The sequence below is a fragment of the Streptomyces sp. NBC_00878 genome (assembly GCF_026341515.1).
Classification (GTDB): Bacteria; Actinomycetota; Actinomycetes; order Streptomycetales; family Streptomycetaceae; genus Streptomyces.
In genome coordinates, this window is the sequence record NZ_JAPEOK010000001.1 from 5,526,937 (window position 1) to 5,549,054 (window position 22,118).

At 70.9% G+C, this 22,118-nt stretch carries 20 protein-coding genes; 8 read left to right on the forward strand and 12 right to left on the reverse strand.

Features of this window, described 5'->3' with window-relative positions; all coding sequences use genetic code 11:
- Positions 1 to 103: 103 nt before the first annotated feature.
- Positions 104 to 1,372: a hypothetical protein gene (locus tag OHA11_RS23785; RefSeq protein WP_266499446.1), complete on the forward strand. Its 1,269-nt coding sequence runs from the start codon at positions 104 to 106 to the stop codon at positions 1,370 to 1,372.
- A 197-nt stretch (positions 1,373 to 1,569) separates the two neighbouring features.
- On the opposite strand, the gene OHA11_RS23790 is transcribed toward OHA11_RS23785, so the two are convergent.
- Both OHA11_RS23790 and OHA11_RS23795 read right to left on the reverse strand, forming a co-directional pair.
- On the reverse strand, positions 1,570 to 2,265 hold the full coding sequence (locus tag OHA11_RS23790; protein WP_266499447.1) for a response regulator transcription factor: 696 nt from the start codon (positions 2,263 to 2,265) through the stop codon (positions 1,570 to 1,572).
- A gap of 135 nt (positions 2,266 to 2,400) precedes the next feature.
- Positions 2,401 to 3,648, reverse strand: a complete 1,248-nt coding sequence (locus OHA11_RS23795) for an amidohydrolase (protein ID WP_266499449.1) — start codon at positions 3,646 to 3,648, stop codon at positions 2,401 to 2,403.
- Positions 3,649 to 3,809: 161 nt separating this feature from the next.
- Between OHA11_RS23795 and OHA11_RS23800 the strand changes: the two genes are divergently transcribed.
- Complete coding sequence (locus OHA11_RS23800; RefSeq protein WP_266499451.1) at positions 3,810 to 4,394, forward strand: TIGR03086 family metal-binding protein; 585 nt, start codon at positions 3,810 to 3,812, stop codon at positions 4,392 to 4,394.
- Between the two features lie 92 nt (positions 4,395 to 4,486).
- Here the strand turns inward: OHA11_RS23800 and OHA11_RS23805 are convergent, their stop codons facing one another.
- The 3 genes from OHA11_RS23805 to OHA11_RS23815 all read right to left on the reverse strand — a co-directional run bounded on the left by OHA11_RS23805 (position 4,487) and on the right by OHA11_RS23815 (position 8,114).
- On the reverse strand, positions 4,487 to 5,830 hold the full coding sequence (locus OHA11_RS23805; RefSeq protein WP_266499453.1) for a helix-turn-helix domain-containing protein: 1,344 nt from the start codon (positions 5,828 to 5,830) through the stop codon (positions 4,487 to 4,489).
- Positions 5,831 to 6,365: 535 nt separating this feature from the next.
- Positions 6,366 to 6,737, reverse strand: a complete 372-nt coding sequence (locus tag OHA11_RS23810) for a VOC family protein (RefSeq protein ID WP_266499454.1) — start codon at positions 6,735 to 6,737, stop codon at positions 6,366 to 6,368.
- Between the two features lie 36 nt (positions 6,738 to 6,773).
- On the reverse strand, positions 6,774 to 8,114 hold the full coding sequence (locus OHA11_RS23815; RefSeq protein ID WP_323186620.1) for a MerR family transcriptional regulator: 1,341 nt from the start codon (positions 8,112 to 8,114) through the stop codon (positions 6,774 to 6,776).
- A 196-nt stretch (positions 8,115 to 8,310) separates the two neighbouring features.
- On the opposite strand from OHA11_RS23815, the gene OHA11_RS23820 reads away from it, so the two are divergent.
- Together OHA11_RS23820 and OHA11_RS23825 are read left to right on the forward strand one after the other, a co-directional pair.
- Positions 8,311 to 9,396 carry a permease gene (locus OHA11_RS23820; protein WP_266499457.1) on the forward strand — a complete coding sequence of 362 codons (1,086 nt, stop codon included), beginning with the start codon at positions 8,311 to 8,313 and terminating at the stop codon, positions 9,394 to 9,396.
- Positions 9,393 to 10,181 (forward strand): TIGR03943 family protein, encoded by a 789-nt coding sequence (locus OHA11_RS23825; RefSeq protein ID WP_266499459.1) that lies wholly within the window; start codon positions 9,393 to 9,395, stop codon positions 10,179 to 10,181. The genes OHA11_RS23820 and OHA11_RS23825 overlap by 4 nt, the downstream gene beginning before the upstream one ends.
- An 11-nt stretch (positions 10,182 to 10,192) precedes the next feature.
- Here the strand turns inward: OHA11_RS23825 and OHA11_RS23830 are convergent, their stop codons facing one another.
- Positions 10,193 to 11,374: an IS4 family transposase gene (locus OHA11_RS23830; RefSeq protein WP_323186621.1), complete on the reverse strand. Its 1,182-nt coding sequence runs from the start codon at positions 11,372 to 11,374 to the stop codon at positions 10,193 to 10,195.
- A 137-nt stretch (positions 11,375 to 11,511) separates the two neighbouring features.
- Here OHA11_RS23830 and OHA11_RS23835 point away from each other — a divergent pair, with 137 nt between their 5' ends.
- A complete protein-coding gene (locus OHA11_RS23835; RefSeq protein ID WP_266499463.1) occupies positions 11,512 to 13,143 on the forward strand; it encodes a caspase family protein in 1,632 nt (543 codons plus the stop codon).
- A 78-nt stretch (positions 13,144 to 13,221) separates the two neighbouring features.
- Positions 13,222 to 13,620 (forward strand): hypothetical protein, encoded by a 399-nt coding sequence (locus tag OHA11_RS23840; protein WP_266499465.1) that lies wholly within the window; start codon positions 13,222 to 13,224, stop codon positions 13,618 to 13,620.
- A gap of 260 nt (positions 13,621 to 13,880) precedes the next feature.
- Here the strand turns inward: OHA11_RS23840 and OHA11_RS23845 are convergent, their stop codons facing one another.
- The 3 genes from OHA11_RS23845 to OHA11_RS23855 are packed head-to-tail and all read right to left on the reverse strand — an operon-like array spanning position 13,881 to position 18,872.
- Positions 13,881 to 15,725 carry a SpoIIE family protein phosphatase gene (locus OHA11_RS23845; protein WP_266499466.1) on the reverse strand — a complete coding sequence of 615 codons (1,845 nt, stop codon included), beginning with the start codon at positions 15,723 to 15,725 and terminating at the stop codon, positions 13,881 to 13,883.
- Positions 15,726 to 15,729: 4 nt separating this feature from the next.
- Complete coding sequence (locus OHA11_RS23850; protein ID WP_266499467.1) at positions 15,730 to 17,772, reverse strand: transglycosylase domain-containing protein; 2,043 nt, start codon at positions 17,770 to 17,772, stop codon at positions 15,730 to 15,732.
- Entirely contained in the window at positions 17,769 to 18,872 is a 1,104-nt protein-coding gene (locus OHA11_RS23855) for a sigma factor-like helix-turn-helix DNA-binding protein (protein WP_266499469.1), read from the reverse strand. Before OHA11_RS23855 ends, OHA11_RS23850 begins: the two co-directional genes overlap by 4 nt.
- Positions 18,873 to 19,068: 196 nt before the next feature.
- On the opposite strand from OHA11_RS23855, the gene OHA11_RS23860 reads away from it, so the two are divergent.
- A complete protein-coding gene (locus OHA11_RS23860) occupies positions 19,069 to 19,578 on the forward strand; it encodes a SigE family RNA polymerase sigma factor (RefSeq protein ID WP_266499471.1) in 510 nt (169 codons plus the stop codon).
- Complete coding sequence (locus tag OHA11_RS23865; protein ID WP_266499474.1) at positions 19,568 to 20,311, forward strand: L,D-transpeptidase; 744 nt, start codon at positions 19,568 to 19,570, stop codon at positions 20,309 to 20,311. The genes OHA11_RS23860 and OHA11_RS23865 overlap by 11 nt, the downstream gene beginning before the upstream one ends.
- Before the next feature lie 143 nt (positions 20,312 to 20,454).
- On the opposite strand, the gene OHA11_RS23870 is transcribed toward OHA11_RS23865, so the two are convergent.
- The 3 genes from OHA11_RS23870 to OHA11_RS23880 all read right to left on the reverse strand — a co-directional run bounded on the left by OHA11_RS23870 (position 20,455) and on the right by OHA11_RS23880 (position 22,111).
- Positions 20,455 to 20,880, reverse strand: a complete 426-nt coding sequence (locus OHA11_RS23870; RefSeq protein ID WP_266499476.1) for a luciferase family protein — start codon at positions 20,878 to 20,880, stop codon at positions 20,455 to 20,457.
- A 192-nt stretch (positions 20,881 to 21,072) separates the two neighbouring features.
- On the reverse strand, positions 21,073 to 21,288 hold the full coding sequence (locus OHA11_RS23875) for a DUF397 domain-containing protein (protein WP_266499478.1): 216 nt from the start codon (positions 21,286 to 21,288) through the stop codon (positions 21,073 to 21,075).
- Positions 21,272 to 22,111 (reverse strand): DUF5753 domain-containing protein, encoded by an 840-nt coding sequence (locus OHA11_RS23880; protein ID WP_266499480.1) that lies wholly within the window; start codon positions 22,109 to 22,111, stop codon positions 21,272 to 21,274. Before OHA11_RS23880 ends, OHA11_RS23875 begins: the two co-directional genes overlap by 17 nt.
- Positions 22,112 to 22,118: the final 7 nt, after the last annotated feature.

Sequence of the window (22,118 nt, forward strand, 5' to 3'; positions counted from 1 at the left end):
CAAACCTCCACCACCCACCCCCTATCGCCCCCACCCCAACACCCTTTGCACCCGCACCGGTTACGGTGCTGCCGTGGTGATCGAGTGGGAGGAGACACCGGCGATGCCAGGAACCGTATTGCTGCTCGCAGCGTCGCCGACAGGCAAGAGCTGCCTCGTGGACGCCGCGTCGGTACTCCCCATACTCGCCGCCGTCGCCCCCGACGTGCTTTCCGGAACGGACACCGCGAACGTCGTCGAACTGGCCGACCCCCTGGAACCGCAGGCCGTCCTCACCCGCCTGCGCGCCGCCGCGACGGCCCCCGGACCGCTCACCGTCTTCCTCACCGGCCAGCTCCAACTCGACCGCCGCCAACGGCTTCCGCACCTCGCGCTGGCCCGGACGACCCCCGCGACCGTCCGTTACACCGGCTTCCCGTGGCACTGGATCCGCGAGGAACTCCGGCTGCGTACGCCGGGCAGTACGACGGTCCTCGTCGACCTGCACGCGGACCCCGAGACCTGGCAGCACCTGGCCACCCAGCCGCTCGCCGTGGGACCGGGCACCCGGCTGTACGGCCGCGTCGCCCCGCCTCCCCCGCGACGCGCGGTGGCGTCACCCACGTACATGAAGTCCCTGGCCACGATCCTCCGCAGCGGCCACCGTCCGCCGCTCCCGCACCTCCACCAGCAGGCGCTGACCCGGTCGTGGGGCGAGGACCCGGAGGCCGCCCACCGCGACATCGTGCTGGCGCTCGACCCCACGCAGCCCGCGCAGCACATCCCGCAGTACATGCAGCCCCCGCAGGACATCCCGCAGTACATGCAGCCCGCGCAGACCATGCAGCCCATGCAACCGGCACCCGGGCCCTACCCCGAACCGTTCCACCCCGCGCCCCCTCCCGTACCGGTATCCGTGCCCGCCCCCGCCTCCCCGACGGCACCCCCGTCACCGTGCCCGTCCCCGCCCTCCGACCCCCACGCCGAGATCACCGCCGCCGTCGAGAGCGGCAGGCACGCCGAGGCCGCGGAGCTGGCCGGGCGGCGGGAGCGGGAAGCGCTGAGCGCGCACGGGCCCGGGGCCGACGAGGTCGTGCACTGGATGGAGGTGCGCGCGGACCTGGCCATGTTCGCGGGGGACGCGGAGCTCAGCTGCCGGATCTGGCTGGCGGTGGCCGACGTACGGCTGGCCGCGCGGCAGGACCCGGGCGCGCCCGGAGTCGAGGCGGCCGTGGACCGGGCGCATCACCAGTGGGGCCGTATCGACGACGCGGCGCGGGCCCGTGAGCTCGGGCCCGCGCTGGCCGACCTGCGCCTGCGCGTTCCGGGGCGTCGGCAGGGGGCGCTGGACGATGTCCAGCGGCACCTCAGCCGGCTTCAGGCACAGGTCTGACGAGGCTGAGCTTTTCCTCGTCGCCGGAAGGGCGCCGGGGGAGCGCGCTTCCGAAAGGCAAGTGAAGCAAGTCAAGATCACGGATAGGTCTGGGCGGGATCAGAGTTCTCTCAGAAATCCCTATGCGGGTAGACCCTCCCTCCCAGGTCACACGGCCGTACCCTCGCCATCCAGTCCATCCAGTCCATTCAGTCCATTCAGTCCGTGGCCAGCAGATAGCCCGTCCCGCGCACGGTCCGTATGAGCGCCTGTCCCGGGTCGCCCAGCTTGCGGCGCAGATAGTAGACGTACGTGTCGACGCTGCCCGAGCCCTCGGTGCGGTGGTGCCAGACGCGCTCCTGGATCTGGACGCGGGTCAGCACCCGGCCCGGGTTCTCCATCAGATAGCGCAGCAGGGCGAATTCGGTGGTCGTCAGTCTCACCGGCCGCTCGGCGGACCAGACTTCGTACGTGTCGGCGTCGAGCCGTATGCCGCCGGCCCGCAGGCGGTGGCGTTCGGCCGGCGGGACCGAGGTGCGGCGCAGGAGCGCCCGGACCCGTGCCGCGAGTTCCTTGAGCTCGAAGGGCTTGGTGACGAAGTCGTCGCCGCCCAGGTCCAGTCCGCGGACCCGCTCGTCGACCTCGTCGCGGCCTGTGAGGAACATCACCGGCATCGTGTGCCCGCGCGTCCGCATCGTCCGGCAGACCTCGAAGCCGTCGATGCCGGGGAGGTTGACGTCGAGCAGTACGAGGTCGGGGCGGTGGCGGGAGAGGACCTCCAGTGCCTGGCGGCCCGTGGCGGCGCCGGTCACCCGGAAGCCGAGGAACTCCATCGACGAGGTGAGCGTGGCGCGCACGCCGTCCTCGTCCACGACCAGGAGATGGGCGGGGGCAGTGGAGACAGGGGCGGACATGTCCTGTTCCTTTGCTGTCCTGTGCTGTGCCTGCCCGTGAAGGCAGGCTATTGAGGTCTCAACCTCAGTGGGCGCACATCGTCACACGTACCGCCGAGTAGTGGGTAACAGGCGCGAGTAGATGGGTAACACGCGTTATCGGGCAAACATCTCCAGCGCTCCCGACACCAGAGTCCGTACGCCCGGGCCGACCGTCGACAGGTCGGGTGCGAACTGCGGGCTGTGGTTGCTGGGCACGGCCGCGAGCTGTTCCATCAGGTCGCCCCCGGCGCCGGCGGCCGCCGCGTCCCACACCTCGGCGGGCGTGCTCGTCACGAACCAGTAGGCGTACGGGAGTCCGCCCGGGGCGAGCATCGGGAAGTCCTCGCTGCCCATGACGGGCCCGAAGTCGAGGACCGTGCCCGCGCCGAACACCTCGCCGTGCACGGCGGCGACCCGGCGGTCGGTGTCGGCGTCGTTCACGGTCACCGGGAAGCTGCCGCCGACCGTCACCGTGGGCTCGCGCCGACAGCCCGCCGCCGCGCACTCGCCCGCCACGATCCGCCGGATCGAGGCCAGCATCCGGTCCCTCACCTCGGCGGACTGCGTACGGAGGTTGAGGGAGATGTGCGCCTCGGCCGGGATGATGTTGTGCCGGGTGCCCGCCTCGATCCGGCCGACGGTCAGCACGGCGGGCTCACGGGCGGCGATCTCGCGCGAGACGACGGTCTGCAGACGCGTCACGATGTACGCGGCCGTCACCACCGGGTCGACGGTGGCCTCGGGCCGGGAGCCGTGCCCGCCCACGCCGTGCACGACTATGTCGACGTCCGTCGAGGCCGACATGATCAGTCCGGGCGAGTGCGCGTACAGCCCGGCGGGGCCGGGGGCCGCGTGCTGGGCGAGCAGCACGTCGGGACGCGGAAAGCGTTCGTACAGGCCGTCGTTGACCATCGCGGCGGCGCCCTCGCCGGTCTCCTCGGCGGGCTGGCCGACCACGAGGAGCGTGCCGTTCCAGGTGTCGCGGCCTGCGGCGAGCGCGTCGGCGGCGCCGGTCAGCCATGTGACGTGCAGGTCGTGACCGCAGGCGTGCATGACCCCGGGGGTCTCGGAGGCGTACGGCAGGCCGGTCTCCTCGGCGACCGGCAGCGCGTCCATGTCGCCGCGCAGCAGGACGGTCGGCCCGTCGCCGTTGCGCAGCAGCCCGACCACGCCGGTGCCGCCGATGCCCTCGGTGGTCTCGTACCCGGCCTTGGCGAGGCGCTCGGAGAGTCTCGCGGCCGTCCGGTGTTCGTGCCGGGACAGCTCGGGATGGCGGTGCAGGTCCCGGTAGAGGTCCTCCAGGGCGGGGACCGGGAGGTCGGCGGTGAGGTCCAGCGCGGTGCGTGCGGCGGGTGAGATCACGGGATCAGCGTATGTCCGTACGCCGTTGTCCGTACGCCGTTGTCTGTACGCCGTTGTCCGTACGCCGTTGTCTGTACGCGCTCGGTGGGAGGCGCGCTCGGTGTGACGGTGTGACGCGTTTTTTCAAGACCGTCGTGCGCGGGTGCTCCTAGACTCCAGGCATGGATGAGATTGAGCTGCTTTCTGGTGTTCTGTCCAAGACCGGCGACCTCATCGAAGGCGTCGAGGCCGGGCGGCTCGGTGCTCCGACGCCGTGCGAGGAGTACGACGTCGAGACACTGGTCGACCATCTCGTCGGCTGGCTGCTGCTGTTCGAGGCCCGCTGTCACGGCAGGGAGTACGAGGCCGACCCGGCGCGGCACCGGTCGGGGGCGGACCCCGCCGGTGAGTTCCGGGCCGCGGCGGCCGGGCTGGTCGCGGGGTGGGAGAAGTACGGCTTCGACCGCGAGGTGGGGGTGACCGGCGACAGCGGACTGCCCGCCGCCATGGTGCTCAACATGACGCTCATGGAGTTCGCGGTACACGGCTGGGACCTGGCGGTGGCCACGGGCCAACCCGTCCCCTTCACGGAGCGGGAGGCGACCGAGATCCTGGCCCGCGCGGAGGTGACGCTGCCGCCGCAGTACCGGGGCGAGGGCATGGCCTTCGGCGAGATCGTCCCGGTGGCCGAGACAGCTTCGGCCACGGACCGCTTGGCGGGCTTCTTGGGCCGCGACCCGGCTCGATGGGAGCACCGCGCCCTCTAGGGGCGCGGGGCTGTATCGATATGCGGCTCCGCCGCGTGGGCGCGACCAGCCACAACGAGCCCGCAGATACATGACCGCCTCCTCGCGGAGCGTCAGAGCGGCGGGTGCGCCGGTGCCGGGCCCAGTGTCGTGGTGCCCGGTGCCGTCCGGTGCCCAAGCCCCGTCCGGTACGCGTCCAACGCCGCCTCGATCCGCCCGGTACGCCGGAGCAGATCACCCAGCAGACGGCACAGGTCGGCCAAGTCACCGGCCGCGCCCGCCCGTTCGAGGAGGCTGAGCGCGCGTACGTAGTGCTCCTCGGCCGTCTCCGTGTCCCGGGCGTCCTCCGCGATGATGCCGAGCAGCCGGTGCGCTGCCGCGGAGTGGACGGCCCCGCGCTCCGAACTCAGGTCCCCGAGCACGCCGTGGAGCAGCGTCGCAGCCTCGTCCGACTTCCCGCGCCGGTGCAGCACGTCCGCGAGTTCGACGGCCACCTGGCTGGTGTAGAGCGCGGCACGCTGGGCGGAGTGCATGGCCAGCGCCTCGCGCAACTCGCCCTCCGCGCGCTCCATGTCGCCGTTCTGCGCGTGCAAGTACCCGCGCATCCAGTGGCAGTTGGCGAGTTCCGTACGGATCTGGAGCTGCCGGTACAGCTCCGCCGCCTTGCCCAGGGAGGCGTCCGCCTCGGCGATCCGGCCCTCGGCGATCATCGTGCGGGCGACAGACCGGTGCATTCTGGCCAGCAGCGCGGGGTCGGCGACCTGGGGGGCCAGCGCGAGCGCGTACTCCGCCGCCGTCGCGGCCCGTGCGTGGGCGCCCATGTCCATGTAGGGCGCGATGACCGCCGCGTAGAGCAGGAGCAGGGCGTCCGGATCGTGCAGCCCGCCGCGGTTCAGCTCGTCGAGTGCGGACTCCAACAGGTAGCAGGAGTACCGGAGTTCGCCCGCGAGGTAGTGCGAGACGGCCCGGCCGCGCAGGGCCGGGACGCGGACGGGCAGCGGCTCGTCCGCGAGGCGCTTCTCGGACTCCTCGAATCGCAGCCGGGCCGTCACCAAGTCGCCTGTGTCCAGGGCGCATTCGCCCAGACCGAGCAGCGCGGCGGCGCACTCGGCGTTCAGTCCGTGGGACTCCGCCTCCGCGAGCAGGGCGGCGTACTGCTCGGCGGCGACCTCCGCCTCGCCGGTCGCCAGCGTCCGCTGCGCGTCGGTGAGCCGCAGCCTCAGGTCCGTGGCCAGGCGGGCGGGCCGCCCGGTGGCGAGCTCCTCGTAGGCGATCCCGAGCCGTTCCGCGATGTGCCGCAGCGCCTCTTCGGAGGGGCGTACGCGGCCTGCCTCCAGCGTGGAGACGTACGCGGGTGTGTAGGCGGGTTCCGCCAACTGCTTCTGTGTCAGCCCGCGTTCCGTACGCAGCTGCTGTACTCTGCGCCCGATGATTCCCGGGTCGTCGCGCTCGGCCATGGCGTAAGCATGCCAGTAAGTCGACTTACGCCCGCCCGCTATTCAACTTCCGCTCGTAACGGGGGAGTTAAACCGCGGCGGGCGGGCCGCCGATCGGCTCAATGCGACCCTTGCCGCGGGCGCGAACACGCCCTAGGTTAAGCGGCACGTTAAGCGCACGATGACGCAGACTTAATACGCTGGCCTACGTTGACGATGCGAGGTTGTCGCCGTGTTCCGACGGATTGCCACGCGCTACTTCCCGGCCCGGTTCCTCACCGCTCTGGGCGCGGCCGTGATCGCGTTCGCCGCGCTGATCAGTGCGGCGGAGGCGGGGCCGCATTAAGGTCCCGCCGGTTTGGTGCTGTTCGGTGGGTGTTGATTGTTGTGTGCGGGGCGGTGGGGGCTGGTCGCGCCCACGATGGGGGTCCCCCGCTCGAGCGAAGCCGAGAGTGGGGGAGGAGCCGCGCAATGGCACAGCCCCGCGCCCCTGAAGAGGCGGGGCCGCGCCCGCCAAAGACGCGGCTGCGCCCGCGATGAAGGAATCCCTCGCTTCCTAGCTGATGAGGGTTTGCTTCGGGCGGATCACGCAGAACTCGTTTCCCTCCGGGTCGGCCAGTACCGTCCACGACTCGTTGCCGGTCTGGCCGACGTTCACCCGGCGGGCGCCGAGGGTGAGGAGGCGCTCGATTTCGGCCTCCCGGTCGTCCGCGGCGGAGGTGAGATCGAGGTGCAGGCGGTTCTTGACGACCTTCCGGTCCGTCACCGGCATGAAGCAGATCCCCACCGGGGCGGTCTCGTCCGGCCCGATCACGACCTCCCGCTCCCGCTCGGACAGGATCCGCCAGCGCAGTGCCTCGGCCCAGAACCGAGCCAGGCCGGGCAGGTCGTGGGCGTCGATGACGATGTGATGCAGCGAGACAGGCATGTCGGTCAGTGTGCCGGGTGACCGCCCCGACAGGACCTAGTTCTCCAGGCGGACCGGCATCAGCATCGAGAACGCGTCCTCGGTGTCGGGCCGGCGGATCACCAGGGGTGCGGTGGGAGCACCGAACTCCAGGACCAGTCGATCGCGGCCCCCGGCGGCGAGCGCGTGCAGCAGGAACTCGCGGTTGACGGCGACGCGATCCCGACCGCCCTCGCTCTCCTTGCCGGGCTGGTCGTCCTCGTCGCCCTCATCGTCCGCGCAGACGATCACCGTGCCGTCGGGCGTCGGCTTGAGCAAGCTGAGGTCGCAGGGCACGCCGTCCGGGCCGAGTGTCTCGCTCACGCTGACGGGCCCGGTCTCCAGCGCCTCCCGGAAAGCCCGTACGTCGACGACCGCGCGGTGCCCCGCGGGCAGGCGGACGAGGCGACGGTAGTCGGGAAAGGCGTGGTCGAGACACTGACCGCCGACTTGCCGGTCCCCGACTTCCAACGTCAGACGGCCACCGCCCACGGGACCACCGTCCACGGGACCACCGTCCACGGGGCTGCCGTCCACGGGGCTGCCGTCCACGGGGCTGCCGTCCACGGGGCTGCCGTCCACGGGGCTGCCGTCCACGGGGCTGCCGTCCACGGGGCTGCCGTCCACCGGGTCACCGTCCACGGGGCTGCCATCCGCGGGGCTGCCACCCACGAGGCCACCGTCCACGCGGCTGTCGGCCACGGAGAGTTGGACGGATCCCTCACCGCTCAGCAGCGCCCGCATCGCGTCGGCGAGCGGGACCGGCACGATGACCTGCGCACGGGGCCCGTCGTGCCCGGCGGCACCGGTCCGCGCGACAGCCATCCGGTACCGGTCGGTCGCCACGACATGAAGTGCCTCGCCCTCGATGTCGAACAGGACACCGCCGAGCATCGGCAGCTCCGGGTCGGTACTGACGGCGAACCGGACGGCGTCCAGCGCGGCGGCCAGCTCGGCCGCGGAGACGGCCAGCCGGACGGCGGCGGTGGGGGTGGTGGTGCGGAGGGATGTCATGGGGTTCTCCCTGCGTTCGAGTAGCGCTCGGACCGCGGAGAACTCGTTGCGGGCATCGGACAGCCCCCGTTCCAGACGGCGCAGATGCGCCTGAAGCAGCTTCCGTACGAGGTCGGTGTCCGCGCCGGACCAGCCGGCCAGCACCAGCCGGATGTCCGGCAACGGCATCCCCGCCCGGCGCAGCCGGGTCAGCAACCGGGCCTCCTCACACTGCTCGGGGCCGTACCAGCGGTACCCGCTCACCGGATCCACCCAGGCGGGCACCAGCACCCCGGCACGGTCGTAGAACCGCAGGGCACTCACCCTCAGTCCGCTGTCCCGGGCCATCTCCCCGATACTGCGCATCTCGCTCTCCACACCCGGAACTCTGAGCCCTGCACAAGGTCGAGGGTCAACCCGGACGTCCGGCCCGACGGTGACGTCCGGCCGACAGCCCACTCCTGGCGAAAACGCAGACCCCGCACAGAACCACCGGTTAGCCTGCGCGAACGTACGACGGGTGAGGCGGGGGCGGGAAGCAAGGCACGTGGAGACAAGAGGCGTGGAGAGTCGGCGGAGTGTGGCCGACGGGGCGCGGGTCGTCGTCCGGGTGCTGGTGTACGCGGTGGTCGGCGGGGTCGCGTTGGTCGCCATCGCCACCTTCGGGTCCGTGCTCGGGCCGATGGTCGCGCTCGACCTCGCGACGCCGGCCATGGCTGCCTGGTGGACCGTGTTCACGGCCGTCGTCGTCCAGGGCATCCCCTTCCTTCTGCTGGGCACGGTGGTGTCGGCGGCGATCGGGGCGTTCGTGCCGGAGCGGGTCTTCAGACGCGTACTGCCGAAGAACCCGGCCCTCGCCGTGCCCGTCGCGGGGGCGGCCGGGGCCGTGCTGCCCGGATGTGAGTGCGCGTCCGTCCCCGTGGCCGACAGCCTGATGCGGCGCGGGGTCGCACCGGCGGCGGCGCTCGCCTTCCTCCTCTCCGCCCCGGCCATCAACCCCGTCGTACTCGTCGCCACCTCCATCGCCTTCCCGGGAAACCCGGCCATGGTCGGCGCCCGCCTCGTCGCCTCGCTCGCCACCGCCGTGGTCATGGGGTGGCTGTGGGTGCGCTTCGGCAAGGAGGAATGGCTGCCGAAGGTGGCCGCACGGCGCAAGGCCAGAACGGGAACGGGAACGGGAACGGGAACCACCGGGATGGGTACGGAGCCGGGGACGGAGCCGGGGGCCGAGGGCGCTGCGGGACCGGGCGGGTGGCGCGGGTTCCGGGACGGGCTTCAGCACGACTTCCTGCACGCCGGGGGCTTTCTCGTGCTGGGCGCGGCCGCCGCGGCGACGTTCAACATCCTGGTGCCACGGTCCTTGCTGGACGTGTTCACAGGATCGCCCTGGCTCTCCGTCCTGCTGCTCGCCGTCCTCGCCGTCGTCCTGTGCGTGTGTTCCGAGGCGGACGCCTTCGTGGCGGCCTCCCTGACCGGGTTCTCGCCCACCGCCCGGCTCGCCTTCATGGTCGTCGGCCCGATGGTCGACCTGAAGCTCATCGCTCTCCAGGCGGGCACCTTCGGGCGCGCGTTCGCGATGCGGTTCTCCGCCGTGACGTGGGTGGTGGCTGTGGTGAGCAGTGGGGTGGTGGGCTGGTGGCTGCTGTGACGACACGACCGCGCGTACGTCTGCGCCTGCATCTGCGTCTGCGTCCGCAGGGGGTGCTGCTCATTCTGTGCGGCGCCGCACTGCTCCGGATCGCCCTCTTCAGCGAGCTGTATCTGCGTTACGTGAAGGAGGGCCTGCGGCCGTACCTCGTGGTCTCGGGGGTGGCACTGATCGCGCTCGGCCTGGTGGGCATGTTCCGACGCGACCACGACCACGATCACGATCACAACGAGGCCGAGGCCGAGTACGAGTACGAGTACGAGTACGACGCCCACGCCGGGCACGACCACACCCGCAACCCGCGTATCGCCTGGCTCCTCACCGCGCCCGCCCTCGCCCTCCTCCTCTTTCCGCCGCCCGCCCTCGGCTCGTACAGCGCGGCACGTGAGGAGGCCAGGGCCGCGGCTCAGGGCACCGGCACCTTCCCCGAACTGCCGGCCGGGGATCCCGTACCCCTGACGCTCGGTGCGTTCGCGTCCCGTGCGGAGTGGGACACGGGGGCGTCGATGAAGGGCCGGACGGTTCGGCTCACCGGCTTCGTGACCCGGGACGGCGACGGTACGTGGTCCGTCGCGCGGCTCCTCGTCACCTGCTGCGCCGCCGACGCGCAGGCCCTGAAGGTCGAGATCCGCGGCGCGGACGCGCCCGCGGCCGACGCGTGGGTGACGGTCACGGGGACCTGGCACCCGACCGGCAAGCCCGGCTCCGACGCGGCTCGCCCGGTCCTGGACGCCGCGTCCGTGAAGCGGGTCGCGGCACCTTCGGATCCGTACGAGAAGCGCTAGACAGCACTTACTTAAGCCGGGCGCAGGAGTGAACGGATGGTGTGGTGGACGAGCAGGTGCCCCCACAGCTCCTGCTCGACACCGTCCGGCCAGCGTGACCGCAGGACCAGCGGGGTGTCCCACCGCAGTGTGCCGACGGCTTCAAGGGAAGCCCTGATTCCCCACCGCTGGCGGTGCAGGGCGCTCAGGACGGGCGCGGGGTGTGCCTCGTGGTCCACGAGGGTCGTGATCAGCCGGTACGGAGGGTCTTCGAGCACCCTGACCTCCGTACGGACCCCTGCGGGGCCGCCGCAGCGCAGATCACAGAGGTAGGAGCCGTCCGGCAGTGCGGTGCGCACCGCCGGTACCTGCCAGGGCCCGGCCCGCCACAACACGTCCGCGCCCGCGGCACGGACCATGGGGAGCAGTTCCAGGTCGGCCGACCCGCAGTCGGCGAGCAGCAGATCTTCGCGGGTGAGGGCGGCGAACAGGTCGCAGGGGAGGGACTGTCCCGTCCTGACAGGCAGCCGGCCAAGCGTGGCCCGGGTGATGGCATGGCTGCCGCATTCTGCCAGTGCCGCCACATGCGCCTGTGGCAGGGCGCCGCCAGGTTCCGTATCGACGATCGACGGGAAACCGTAACGGGTCCGGTTGTCCGGGGTGTCCGGGACGCCTACCGCCGTCGCGTCGACCGCCATCACTCGCCACCGCCGGTAGCGGGTGCACCTCTCCCGCCTGGCCCGGCCTGCCCGCGTTTCCCCCGCGGCCTGGGCGAACAGCGCCGCCAGCGGCTCGGGGCCCAGGCGAACCCGCGCCCGGGAGATGGCGGCGGAGGTCGGCACGGAAGGAGGACAGCCGTCCTGCCGGGCTGCCCAGGCCATCGCTTCCGCCAGCATCCTGGCCACCTGTTCGTAACTGTGCTGGGCGAACAGACATATGGCGAGGACGAAGTACACCACGGTGCGCGCGGGCAGCAGCCGACTGCGTCGCTCGGTCCTGCCGCATTCCGCGACCACGCGGTCAACTGTTTGCGACGGAAATGTACGCATCAGCAATGCGAGGGCAATGCGGTCGGACAATCTGTCGTCGGCCGCCGCCTTCAATTGTCCCGACCGTGGCATTGGAGCACCTTCCCGGTCGTTGGTGAATAGATCGCTTAAGTCAGCAGTACCGATCGGCATCGACTTGCCCGCGTTCCGACGGTGACAAACCATGGGAGCAAGCCGATACGGCCAAACCTTCCTTCTGCTGGCGGACGCACGTTGCTCTGCTTCGGTTCCCACCGCGCATTGGAAAATCGATTCTGTGCAGCAGGTACGGCATGCAGAAGAAATAGAGAAAGGGATGGGCGATGACAGATCGCGCGTTGCTCATCGGCATCGATGAGTATCCGGATCCGCTGAACAACCTCAACAGTTGCGTCGCCGACACCGTGGCCTTCACCCACCTGCTCCGGCGGCTCGACTTCGACGAGTCCGGGATCCGTGTGCTGCACAACTCGGACGCCACCCTGGCGGCGACCCGGGACGGCCTGGACTGGCTGATGGACGGTGCTCAGGAGGGCGACCGCTTGGTCTTCTTCCAGTCCTCCCACGGCTATCGCTACCTCAAGGGTGACGTCATGACCGAAGTGCTCTGCGCGTACGACGAGTTCCTGGAGGACACGGAACTCGCCGACCGCACCGCGCTTCTCCCGTCAGGCGTCCTCACCGTGGTGCTCGACTCCTGCCACTCCGGTGGTATGGAGAAGGCGCTCTTCCGCATGGGCCTGCCACAGAGCGTGCGGGCCAAGGTGTTCATCCCGCCCCGGGAGAAACTCATGGAGCGGGCCAAGTCCGTGGGCCTCGCGCACGCACTCAAGCCCTTCGGCCGTACCGCTCTGCGCAACGAGGCGTCTCTGGCACGGAACATGGCGCACGTCCCCAACAAGGCGCCGATGACCAAGGGCGCCATCACCGGCGCGAACGAGCTGAACGGGGTGCTCCTCACGGCCTGTCAGGCGGACCAGACCGCGGCGGCGGGCAGCGAGGCCACCGACTGGCTCTCGGCGTTCACGTACGCCCTGACCGCGGAGATGGACCCGTCGATTTCCATCTCCACCCTGCGTGACCGGTCCGTGGCGCGTATCGCGGACCTCAATATGAGCCAGACCCCCTGTGTCTTCGCTCCCTCGGATCATCCGTACCTCCTCACCGAAACGTTCATCTCCAGGCAGCAGACGAAAAGCAAGGAGATGATCCACCAGGTCGAGGAGATGCTCAAAGAGGTGGCCTACGCAGGCGGCGCCCAAAAAGCTTTCGCCCACGGAACGGGCGAAGGAGTCTCGACGGAAAGTCACACCTGGGAGGTAAAGGGAATGAGCACGGTAGAACTCGAAAAGTCGGTCGACGCAGCCACCGAAAAGATTTTTGCCGGAGTCAAGGCGGCAGGTAAGGGAAAGTCGGCCTTCGGCTTCACGACGGATGTGTCCTACGGGCTGGACACACAGACGGTCGCCGCCGTCCTCGCCCCCGCCATGGCGGCCGCGATTCCCACGGACAGCAAGAGCTATGCGGTGCGGCAGCCCGTGTCCGACACCGACAATCTCCTCGACAAGGGCTTCTGGGACTCCGCGGCCCGCCTGGCGCGGGTGGTCGTGCCGGCCGTTCTCGACGAACTCACCAAGAGTGGCAGCCCCAGGAAGGGCTACTCGAAGGCCGCCGATCCGGCCGATGTGCACCGTGAGATCTCGAAGGCGGTCCCGTCGGCCCGCATGGGAGACCCGAAGTTCTTCGGTCTCGTGGAAACGCTGATCGGCATCGCGGCGCCGATCATCATCGACGCGGTCACCAAGGACTTCAAGCACAACGGGCGCCCCGCCGTCGGCAAGATCGACGTGGAACTGCCGGCCGGCCTGAGCGAAAGCGAGAAGAAGAACTTCTGGGACGACGCGCTCGACGTGGTCGGTACAGCGCTGCCCTACGTCATCCGCGCCATCGCCTGAACGACATGTGCTCTGGACGGCGGCTGTCACAGACAGCCGCCGTCCAGACGGCATTCCACTGGGGAAGGACTTCCACCGATGATCACCTCCGACGACGAGGCGGTCTACCTCAAGGCAGCCAGGGATCTGGCTCGGATGACACCGCCCGACCTGTCCGGCTTCTCCGCACGCGAGATCGAGATCGCCATGCTGAGGGTTTTCGAGAGGAACGGCCCCCAAGAAGGCTGGTTGAACGAATTCCGGGGCCGGATCAAGCAGGCGAGCGAGAACGCGGTACGGATGGAGCCCGCTGAGCGGGCCGACTTTCCGCACCCGCATGAGAAGAGCCCCGCGGCCTCGCACCAGCGGCTGGTCGACAGCGTTGCCCCAGCCACCCAGCTGCTGGTGATGGGGCCGTTCGACCCGCCGTTCCGTTTCGTCCCCGACAGCGGTCCGGAGGAGAACCAGGAGAACCCGGAGAACCCGGAGAACCAGTAGGGGCCCGGAGTGGTTGTCGTGTGCCCGGTCGACCGGGCCGGACGCGCCCACGCGGCGGCGCGGTCGGCTCCGCGATTGTCGCAGCCCGGCCCCTGACCCCCGGCCCTGACCCGCGACCGTTCACCCCTGGCCCCTGACCCGCGACCGTTCACCCCCGACCGTTCACCCCTGACCGTTCCAACCGGGTCGTTCACCCCGGGTCGTTCACCCCGGACCGTTCACCCACGCCCGTGGTAGCCCGCCCATCCGGCCCCGTCCCCTTAACCTCCGGGCCTCGTCGTGCGGGCCAGCAGGATGGCCACGTCGTCCTCCGAGGCGGCCGGGTCCAGGTGGGTGATGACCGTGTCGAGGAGGGTGGGGAGAGGTGCGGTCGGGGTGATCGGGAGGGTGGCGAGGGTATGGAGGCCCGTTTCGATGTCGCGGTCGCGGCGTTCGACCAGGCCGTCGGTGCACAGGAGGAGGACGGAGCCCGGGGGGAGCGGGACCGTGGTGGCCGCGAAGGAGCCGAGGCCCACGCCCAGGGGTGGGGCGACGGGGAGGTCGAGGAGGGTGCGGGTGCCGTCGGGGGTGACGAGGAGCGGCGGGATGTGGCCCGCGTTGGAGAAGGTGGCGCGTTCCCGGTGCGGGTCCAGGAGGGCGAGGAGGCAGGTTGCCACTCTGTCCAACTCCAGGGTCAGCGCCGTGCGTTCGGCCTGGAGGAGGATGAGGTCCGGGGTGCTGCCCTGGATGGCCAGGGTGCGCAGTACGGAGCGGTACTCGCTCATCGCCGCGGCCGCGCGGACTCCGTGGCCCATGACGTCGCCCACCACCAGCAGCGTCCGGCCGTGGGGGAGCGCGAGCGTGTCGTACCAGTCGCCGCCCACCTCCGCGCCCGAGCCCGCCGGGAGGTAACGGCCCAGGGTCTCCACGCCGGGGCCCGTGACCGTGGGCGCGTTCAGGTAGGCGCGCTGCATCTCCAGGGCCGTCTCGTGTTCGTGCGTGTAGCGGACCGCGTGGGCGATGCCGGTGGCGGCCCGGTCGGTGAGGTCGCCCAGCAACTCGCCGTCCGCGTCGGTGAGTTGGGGGGAGTTTCCGGCCCGGAACACCATCACCGCGCCCACCAGGTCCTCGCGGACGGCGAGCGGGAGGTAGATCCCCGAGTGCGCGCCCATCCGGAGCAGGTGCTCCTTGCGCTCGGGCGACGGCGAGAACTGGCGCATCGACTCGTCGTCGGGGTGGCTGAGGATCAGCGGGCGCCGGTCGGCCAGCACCCGGGCCATCGGGGACCCGGCCCGGTAGATCACGAACTCGCCGAGGCGGCCCAGCGGGGAGGACGCCTCCGCCAGGTCCGGGGTGGTGGACAGCGCGATACGGCGCAGCCGCAGCGGGTAGTGCTCCGACGGCACCCGGGGTGTGCCCTCCGGGTCGACCACGTCCACCGCCGCGTAGTCCGCGAAGCGCGGGACCAGCAGGTCGGCGAGTGCCTGGCAGGCCTGCCGGAGGTCGAGTGTGGCGCCGGTGGCGCGGTTCGCCTCGTCGAGCAGGGCCATCCGGTTGCCCGCCCGTACGAGGTGCTCGCGGCCGCGCAGTGCGTCGGTGATCTCCAGGAGGACCCCCGCCACTCCGATGATCTCGCCGGACGACGTCGACAGCCGGTGGTACGCGCCCAGCCACCACCGGCTGTCGCCCGTCCGGTCGCCCGTCCCGTCGGCCGTCCCGTCGCCCGTCCCGTCGTCTGTCCCGTTGCCCGTCCCGTCGGCCGGGGTCTGCCCGCCCACCGTGACGACCTGCGGCACTCCCGTGCGCAGCACCTGTTCGAGGAGCTGTTCCGACGACTCCAGGTCCGGCAGGACGTCCCGCAGCCGGCGGCCGATGTGGTCGGCGGCCGGGACGCCGTTGAGCAGGGCCAGCGCTTCGTTCACGTAGAGGTAGCGCAGCTCGCGGTCCATGACGGCGATGCCGGCCGGGCAGCCGTCGAGGATCTGCCGGGCCAGCGTCAGTTCCGCCAGCAGCCGCTCCGCGTGTTCCCCGATCCCCTCGGCACGGTCCACCGCGTTCGCGATCGCCGTCAGCTCCGCCTGGGTGAGCAGGATGCGCGGGGTGGGCTGGACCTGGTCACCGGGCACCCTCTCACGGCACCACGCCGTCCTCCTTCTCACCAACGGACGGGACCTTCCGGGTGACGCCGGCGCCGTCCTCGACCCCGTCGTCCCCGACCCCGTCGTCGGTCCCCTCCTTGTCCTCGACCCCGGCTCCGGCTCCGGGCTTGCTTCTGTCCTCGGCTCCGGCGTTGTCGTTGACCCCGGTTTCCTTGTCGGCCGCGGCCTTGTCCTCGGCCGACACCTTGTCCCCGGCCCTGGCCTCGTCCCCGGCCTTGCTTCCGCCCCCGCCCCCGTCCCCGGACACATCCCCGGCCCCGGCCCCGGCCCAGGCTCCCTTCCAGCCCCCCGCCTCCGGCGCCCCCGCCCCGGGCGACCCCGCCAGTTGCCACAGCTCGCCCGCCTCCAGCGCGGCGTGCTCGGCGGGCGGGAACGCGCCGGTCAGTCCCGCGACCCGGGCGGGCTTGCCCCCGCGCTCGGCGAACAGGGCGACGGTGAGGGCGAGCCGGGACGAGTAGACGTTCTGCCAGACCGTCCGGGCCCCCGGCCCGCTGCCCGCGCCCGCGGAATGGCTGGTCGCCGGCAGGGACGCGGCGTCGACCTTGCCCGCGACCGGTTCGAGCGCGGAACCCGAAGCGGACGACGCGTGCAGCAGCGCGGTGATCAGCGTCGCCTGCTTCTCGTCCATCGACGCCCGCGTCTTCGGATCCGTCGTGTGGACCGTACGGCCCGCGCGGGTGATCTTCGTGACCGTGTACGGGGCCGCGTACGTGCCCCCGGCCGCGACGGCGGCGTACGCCGAGTTCAGGCGCACGGGCGTCGGGGCCGCCTCCTTCAGCACGTCGGTCAGCGGCTCGCCCGGCCAGAGGCCCTTGAACGCGAACGGTTCGGTCGCCGTGCCCGCCTCCACCGCCCCGTCGACGGCGTCGTTGAACGGCTGGTGCGCGTAGTCCGAGCCGCCGTACAGCACGCGGATCGCGCCGTCGCCGGGGACGGTCGCGACGACCGCGGTGTGCAGCCGTGTCCCCTTCGTGGCCGCGGGCGTACGGTCGCGGACCAGTTCCGCCGTCGCGTCCTGGAGGCCGAGGTCGAAGGTGGTGTGCACCTTGTAGCCGCCGCGCGCCAGCTGGTCCTCCGTGATGCCGAGCCGGTCGGCGGCCTCGGCGGACGCCGCGTCGATCAGGTACTGGCGCCCGCCGTCCGTGTCGCCCGGCGGATAGAAGCGGAACGCCGGGAAGCGGGCATCCGTCCGCTCGCGCTCGCTGATCGCGCCCGAGGCCGCCATGGCGTCGAGCACCCAGACCCAGCGGCGCTCCAGCGTCCGGGTCACCTTCGCGTCGGCGCCCGCCCGCTCGTAGTACGAGGGGATGTTGACGATCGACGCGAGGGCCGCGCCCTGGGAGACCGTCAGGTCCTTCGCGCCCACGCCGAAGTAGTTCCGCGCCGCCGACTCGACACCGGCGGCCCCGCGGCCGAAGTACACCGTGTTGAAGTAGCCCTCCAGGATCTCGTCCTTGGACCGCGTGCGGTCCAGCTTCACGGCGATCAGCGCCTCGCGCGCCTTGCGGCTCAGCGACTGCTCCGGGGTCAGCAGGGCGTTCTTGACGTACTGCTGCGTGATGGTGGAGCCGCCCTGCCGTTCGCCGCCCGTCACGGTCGCGAGCGCGGCCCGCAGGATCGCGGCCGGGGCGACCCCCGAGTCCGTACGGAAGGAGCGGTTCTCCGCGGCGATCACCGCGTCCTGCACATGCCGGGGCACCTGCTTGAGCGGGATGTCCTGGCGGTCGACGGGCCCGCGTCGGCCCAGGTACTCGCCCTCGGCGTCGACGAAGACCGTGCTCTGGCTGACCGTCTCCGGGTGCGGGTCGGGGATCTCGGTCATCCGGTACGCGACGACGAGCGCGGCGCACGCCGTGAGGAACAGGACGAGGAGTGCGGCCAGGGCGCGCCGCAGGCGTCGGGGGCGGGTGCGGCGGAGGCGGTTCCGCAGCGTGCGGAGATGGCTGCGCAAGGTACGGAGGTGACTGCGCAGGGTGCGGAGACGGCTGCGCGAGGTATGGCGGGGGGAGCTCATGTGGTGGGGGTGTCCATCTGCGCGAGGAGGGTGCCGGCGGAGTCGTAGGCCTTCACGGTGACCTCGCTCGACGGCAGCTCCTCGTAGGTGAGTTGGGTGTCCGCGTACCAGACGGACCAGCCGGGGCTGCCCGCCAGGGTGAGGACCCGGGCCGTGAACGTGCCGTCGGGAGTGGTGAGTTCGACGCGGGACGGCTCGCGGGAGCCCTGGCCCTGGAGGACGCCGGAGAGGAACAGGCGTTTCCCGGAGACGGGGTCCGACTCCAGGGTGATGGTGGGGGCCGAACTCTTCTGGGCCTGCTGGACTTTGGTCTCCCTCGGGGTCGACCAGTGCTTGCCGTCCTTGGTGAGCCAGAGCTCGACACCGGGCGCGGCGGCGACCCGTTCGCCGGGGGTGACGACCCGAACCGCCGTTCTGGCGACGGGAGTTGACCGCTGACCTGCGGCGGAGTCCGTGCCGCGCACGGCACCCAGGACCAGCGGTACGAGGAGCAGCGCACCGAGCGTCGTGAGCGCGGCCGTGGTGCGGCAGCGGATTCTCCGGCGGGTGCGGCCCGCCTCCTTGATGGCGGGGAGGACGGCGAAGGGTATGGCGGTGTGCGATGCGGAGGTGCTCCCGGGGCGGCCCGGTACGGACGAGCCCCCGAAGCGCGGGGACCCGCTGTACGCGGGGTGGGCGCGGAGGGCCTTGCGGGCCCGGCGGCTGTCCGCCTTGACCGCGCCCGGCGAGGAGGTGAGGAGTGCGGCGATCTCGCGGTGCGGCAGGCCGTCCCAGTCGTGCAGGACGGCGACGGCCCGGCGGCGGGGCCGCAGACCCGCCAACACCTCGGTGAGCGGGTCGAGTTGATCGGGCGCGTACGACTCCGGGGTGCGCCCGGAGCGGAGGAACGGCCGTGTCCGGCCGCGCAGAAAGCCCCGTACCAGGGCACGCCGGACATAGAACTCCGCGTCGTCGGGCGGGGTCCGCCGCCGCGCGTACACCTCGGTGAGCGCCGCTCTCGCGAGTCTCTCCGCCTCGGCGGAGTCCCCCGTGAGCAAACGGGCCGTACGCGTCAGCCGGGGCCAGTACTCCCCGGCGAGGGCGGTGAAGTCGTCGTCCATGGTCAGTCGAGCGCGCTCACGCGCGCCACTCCCTCCGGCTCAGCCCTGCGTGGTGCCTTGTGCTTCGATGTACGCCGACGTCCGTAACCTCAGTGCCGTCTGTGACGTCTTTGACGTACGGGACCTGTACGCACGGCGGAGGCAGCCGGGTTGCACAGGACATCCGAAGACAACGGCGGGGGGCTGGGCGGGAGGTATGACCGAGGAAGAGTTCGACGGGTTCTACGCCGCGGCGTTCCCCCGGCTGACCGGGCAGCTCTACGCCCTCACCGGTGACCACGGCGAGGCGCAGGACGTCGTCCAGGAGGCGTTCGTCCGCGCCTGGGACCGGCGCAGGGAGTTCCTCGCCGACGGAGCCCCCGAGGCGTGGGTCCGTACGGTCGCGATGCGGCTCGCGGTGAGTCGGTGGCGGCGGGCACGGCGCTGGCTGGAATTGATGCGTCGCCATCCGCTGCCCGAGCACACACCTGGTCCGGGTCCCGAACGGACCGCGCTCATCGGGGCGTTGCGGGACCTCCCGGAGGCGCAGCGCAGGGCTGTCGTTCTGCACCATCTGTGCGACTTGAGTGTCGAACAGGTAGCCTCCGAAACCGGTGCGCCCGTGGGGACGGTCAAGGCCAGGCTGTCCCGTGGCCGGGCGGCGCTGGCGCGACAGCTCGGCGAGACCGACGAACTGGGTGAGAGGGAGGGCGGCCGTGTCCGATGAGCTCAAGCCCGGCGCGGCGCACGGGGCCGACGGCCCCGACGGCTGGTCCGTTGGCTCCGAACTGGCCATCTCGCTGCGTGAACTGGCCCACGACCATGAGATGCCCGTGCCCGTTCCGGGTGCGGAGATCCGGCGTCGTGCGGTACGTCGCCGGCGTCGGCGGCAGGCCTCGTTCGCCGCGGTCGGCGCCTCGGCCGCGACGGCCCTCGCGCTGGTCCTGACCGTGGCCCTCACGGGTGGGCGGGAGCCCAGGACGACCTCGCCCGCCGCGAGCTATGCCGGGCCCACCGCGTCCGCGTCCGCGCCGCCGTCGGCCGCCAAGGCCGGTCCGGCGGAGGTCGCCGCCACGGTCGATCTCGGGCGGCGCGAAATGACCGTCGAGGGACGGACGCTGGCCATCTCCTCCGGTTCGCCCAAGTCACCGACACCGACGGGGCTGATGACCGTCACCGAAAAGTACGAGGCGGCGATGGTGCCCGCCGCGGAGGCGGGCTGGAACGGGTACGACGTCAAGGCGCCCTGGGTGATGACACTGCGCACCCCCGACAACCGTACGAACTACCTCCTCGCCCTCACCTGGGACGAGAAGGCGCCCGGCAACTACGACATCACCGGCGGCGCGATCGGCCTGCGGTACGACGAGGCGATGTGGCTGTACAAGGTCCTGAAGCCGGGATCGCGGGTGGACGTGGTGGGGGCGGCACCGACCGCGAGCGACGACGCTACGCGCTGAGGTGGATGGGCCCGCGGGTTTTCCCGGTTGCCGGTCGGATGCGGGGCAAGACGCGGTCCGGCCTTTACTGCGCATTAGTTGCAGGTGCGGGGGCCTTGATGACAGCGTTGTCCGGCGGCCGTGCCGATCAGCGAATGTGCCGGTCAGTGACCGTGCGGCAGGAGGCGGTCCACCATGCGCCGGGCCGCTCCCGGGCGTGGGCCGGGGACCACCGGTGGCCGCTCCCAGTCGCACGGTGGGGAGGGGCGGCGGGGCGTGACCGCGCCGTGCTCCTTCAGGGCGACGCTCACGAGGCCCAGCAGAAGCTGGACGTCGGCGTCGCAGTCGAGGAGCACGGTGATCCAGGAGGCGCCGGGGCGGACCCTGATCGCGCTGGCGTGCCCGAGTTGGGGCAGCAGGCGTTCGACGGCCGTGCGGGTGAGGTAGAGGTCGGCGGAGTCGTCGGAGTGGAAGTGGACGAGCTCGTGTCCTGCCGAAGCGAAGGCATGCCCAACGGCGCACCGGGGCGGGCCACTTACCAGGTTCGGCCAGGTCTCCAGAAGAGCCATGGCGCGATGGGCCGCGGTCATAACCCCATCCTCGCGCACGCTTCACCTGAAGGACCACCCCCAGCCACTTCCCACTACTCAACCCGCACGTTCGGTTACCCGATGACCAGGACCTGGTCCACGTACGACCGTTCGGCCGACGCGTCCTTGACAACGACGGCCCCCGCCACTGGCGAGGGCCGGTTACTCCGGGGTCTGCTCTGCTGCGAGGGCTCAGGTGGGCAACTTCCCACCCTTGACGGCATCGACGAACGACGACCAGGCGACCGTCTCGACGATGAGCGCGGGGCCGTGCGGCGCCTTGGAATCACGGACGGGAACGCCATTGCCGTAGCCGTCCGAGACCTCGACACAACCGCCTGCCCCGTTGTCGCTGTAACTGGACTTGCGCCAGGAGGGGAGAGCCGATGCGTCAGGAATCGTCTTCAACTTCGTACTCTTTCAGGTATACGCGGATCAGATCGAGCGATTCATCGTCCGTGAGGGCCAGGGAGCGCGCCATGTCGAACCTCTGCGTCTGCTCAAGAACCCTTTCCGGGGACTCTACTAGTTCACCGGAGTCGAAGCTCTCGATAGCCGCGATCGTCTCGCCGTCGGACATGGTCCGCAAGGTCAGGCTTCCGCCCAGCATGGGGTAAGCCCCCCTGTCGAAAGGCAGGACCTGCACGGTCACGCGTGGTCGGGCCGTCAGGTCCAACAGGCGATACATCTGTTCCTTCATGCACTTTGCGCTGCCAATTTTTCGCTTAAGTGCGGACTCATCCATAATTACCCAGTAAAAGGGCGGTTCTTCACGTTCCAGGATTCTTTGCCGGTTCATGCGAATGGAGACCCGCTCGTCGACGTGCTCGTCGGTCTCGCCCGGCAGTGACCTCCGGATGAGCGCCCGCGCGTAGTGAGGAGTCTGGGCGAGTCCGGGGACGAGGCTGCTGGTGAAAACCTGAATACGTACGGCCTCCTGTTCCTTGGCGAAGGGTTTCCGGAAGTAGTCCGGAATCAGGGTGTCCTGCGCCAACTCCAGCAACTCGACCAACACCCCGTCCGCATCGAAGTACTCGTCGAGCGTGTTCACCAACGCCCCCGACGGCAGCTGCTCCCCCAACTCCACCCGCCCCAAGTAGCTGTGCGAGTAGCCGCCCACCCGTTCGGAGAGCTGGCGCAGTGACAGCCCCTTGCGCTCGCGGAGCCGACGGAGACGCCTGCCGAGCCTCACCCGTGGCGTGAGCTTGCCGTCCTCGCTGGTCAACTCCACTGTGCCG

Coding starts and splice junctions, on each gene's coding strand:
- OHA11_RS23870 (WP_266499476.1), bottom strand. CDS start 20,880: ATGACCGCGGCCCATCGCGCCATGGCTCTTCTGGAGACCTGGCCGAAC.
- OHA11_RS23810 (WP_266499454.1), bottom strand. CDS start 6,737: ATGCCTGTCTCGCTGCATCACATCGTCATCGACGCCCACGACCTGCCC.
- OHA11_RS23835 (WP_266499463.1), top strand. CDS start 11,512: ATGACAGATCGCGCGTTGCTCATCGGCATCGATGAGTATCCGGATCCG.
- OHA11_RS23830 (WP_323186621.1), bottom strand. CDS start 11,374: ATGGTTTGTCACCGTCGGAACGCGGGCAAGTCGATGCCGATCGGTACT.
- OHA11_RS23785 (WP_266499446.1), top strand. CDS start 104: ATGCCAGGAACCGTATTGCTGCTCGCAGCGTCGCCGACAGGCAAGAGC.
- OHA11_RS23805 (WP_266499453.1), bottom strand. CDS start 5,830: ATGGCCGAGCGCGACGACCCGGGAATCATCGGGCGCAGAGTACAGCAG.
- OHA11_RS23800 (WP_266499451.1), top strand. CDS start 3,810: ATGGATGAGATTGAGCTGCTTTCTGGTGTTCTGTCCAAGACCGGCGAC.
- OHA11_RS23860 (WP_266499471.1), top strand. CDS start 19,069: ATGACCGAGGAAGAGTTCGACGGGTTCTACGCCGCGGCGTTCCCCCGG.
- OHA11_RS23840 (WP_266499465.1), top strand. CDS start 13,222: ATGATCACCTCCGACGACGAGGCGGTCTACCTCAAGGCAGCCAGGGAT.
- OHA11_RS23790 (WP_266499447.1), bottom strand. CDS start 2,265: ATGTCCGCCCCTGTCTCCACTGCCCCCGCCCATCTCCTGGTCGTGGAC.
- OHA11_RS23850 (WP_266499467.1), bottom strand. CDS start 17,772: ATGAGCTCCCCCCGCCATACCTCGCGCAGCCGTCTCCGCACCCTGCGC.
- OHA11_RS23815 (WP_323186620.1), bottom strand. CDS start 8,114: ATGCGCAGTATCGGGGAGATGGCCCGGGACAGCGGACTGAGGGTGAGT.
- OHA11_RS23855 (WP_266499469.1), bottom strand. CDS start 18,872: ATGGACGACGACTTCACCGCCCTCGCCGGGGAGTACTGGCCCCGGCTG.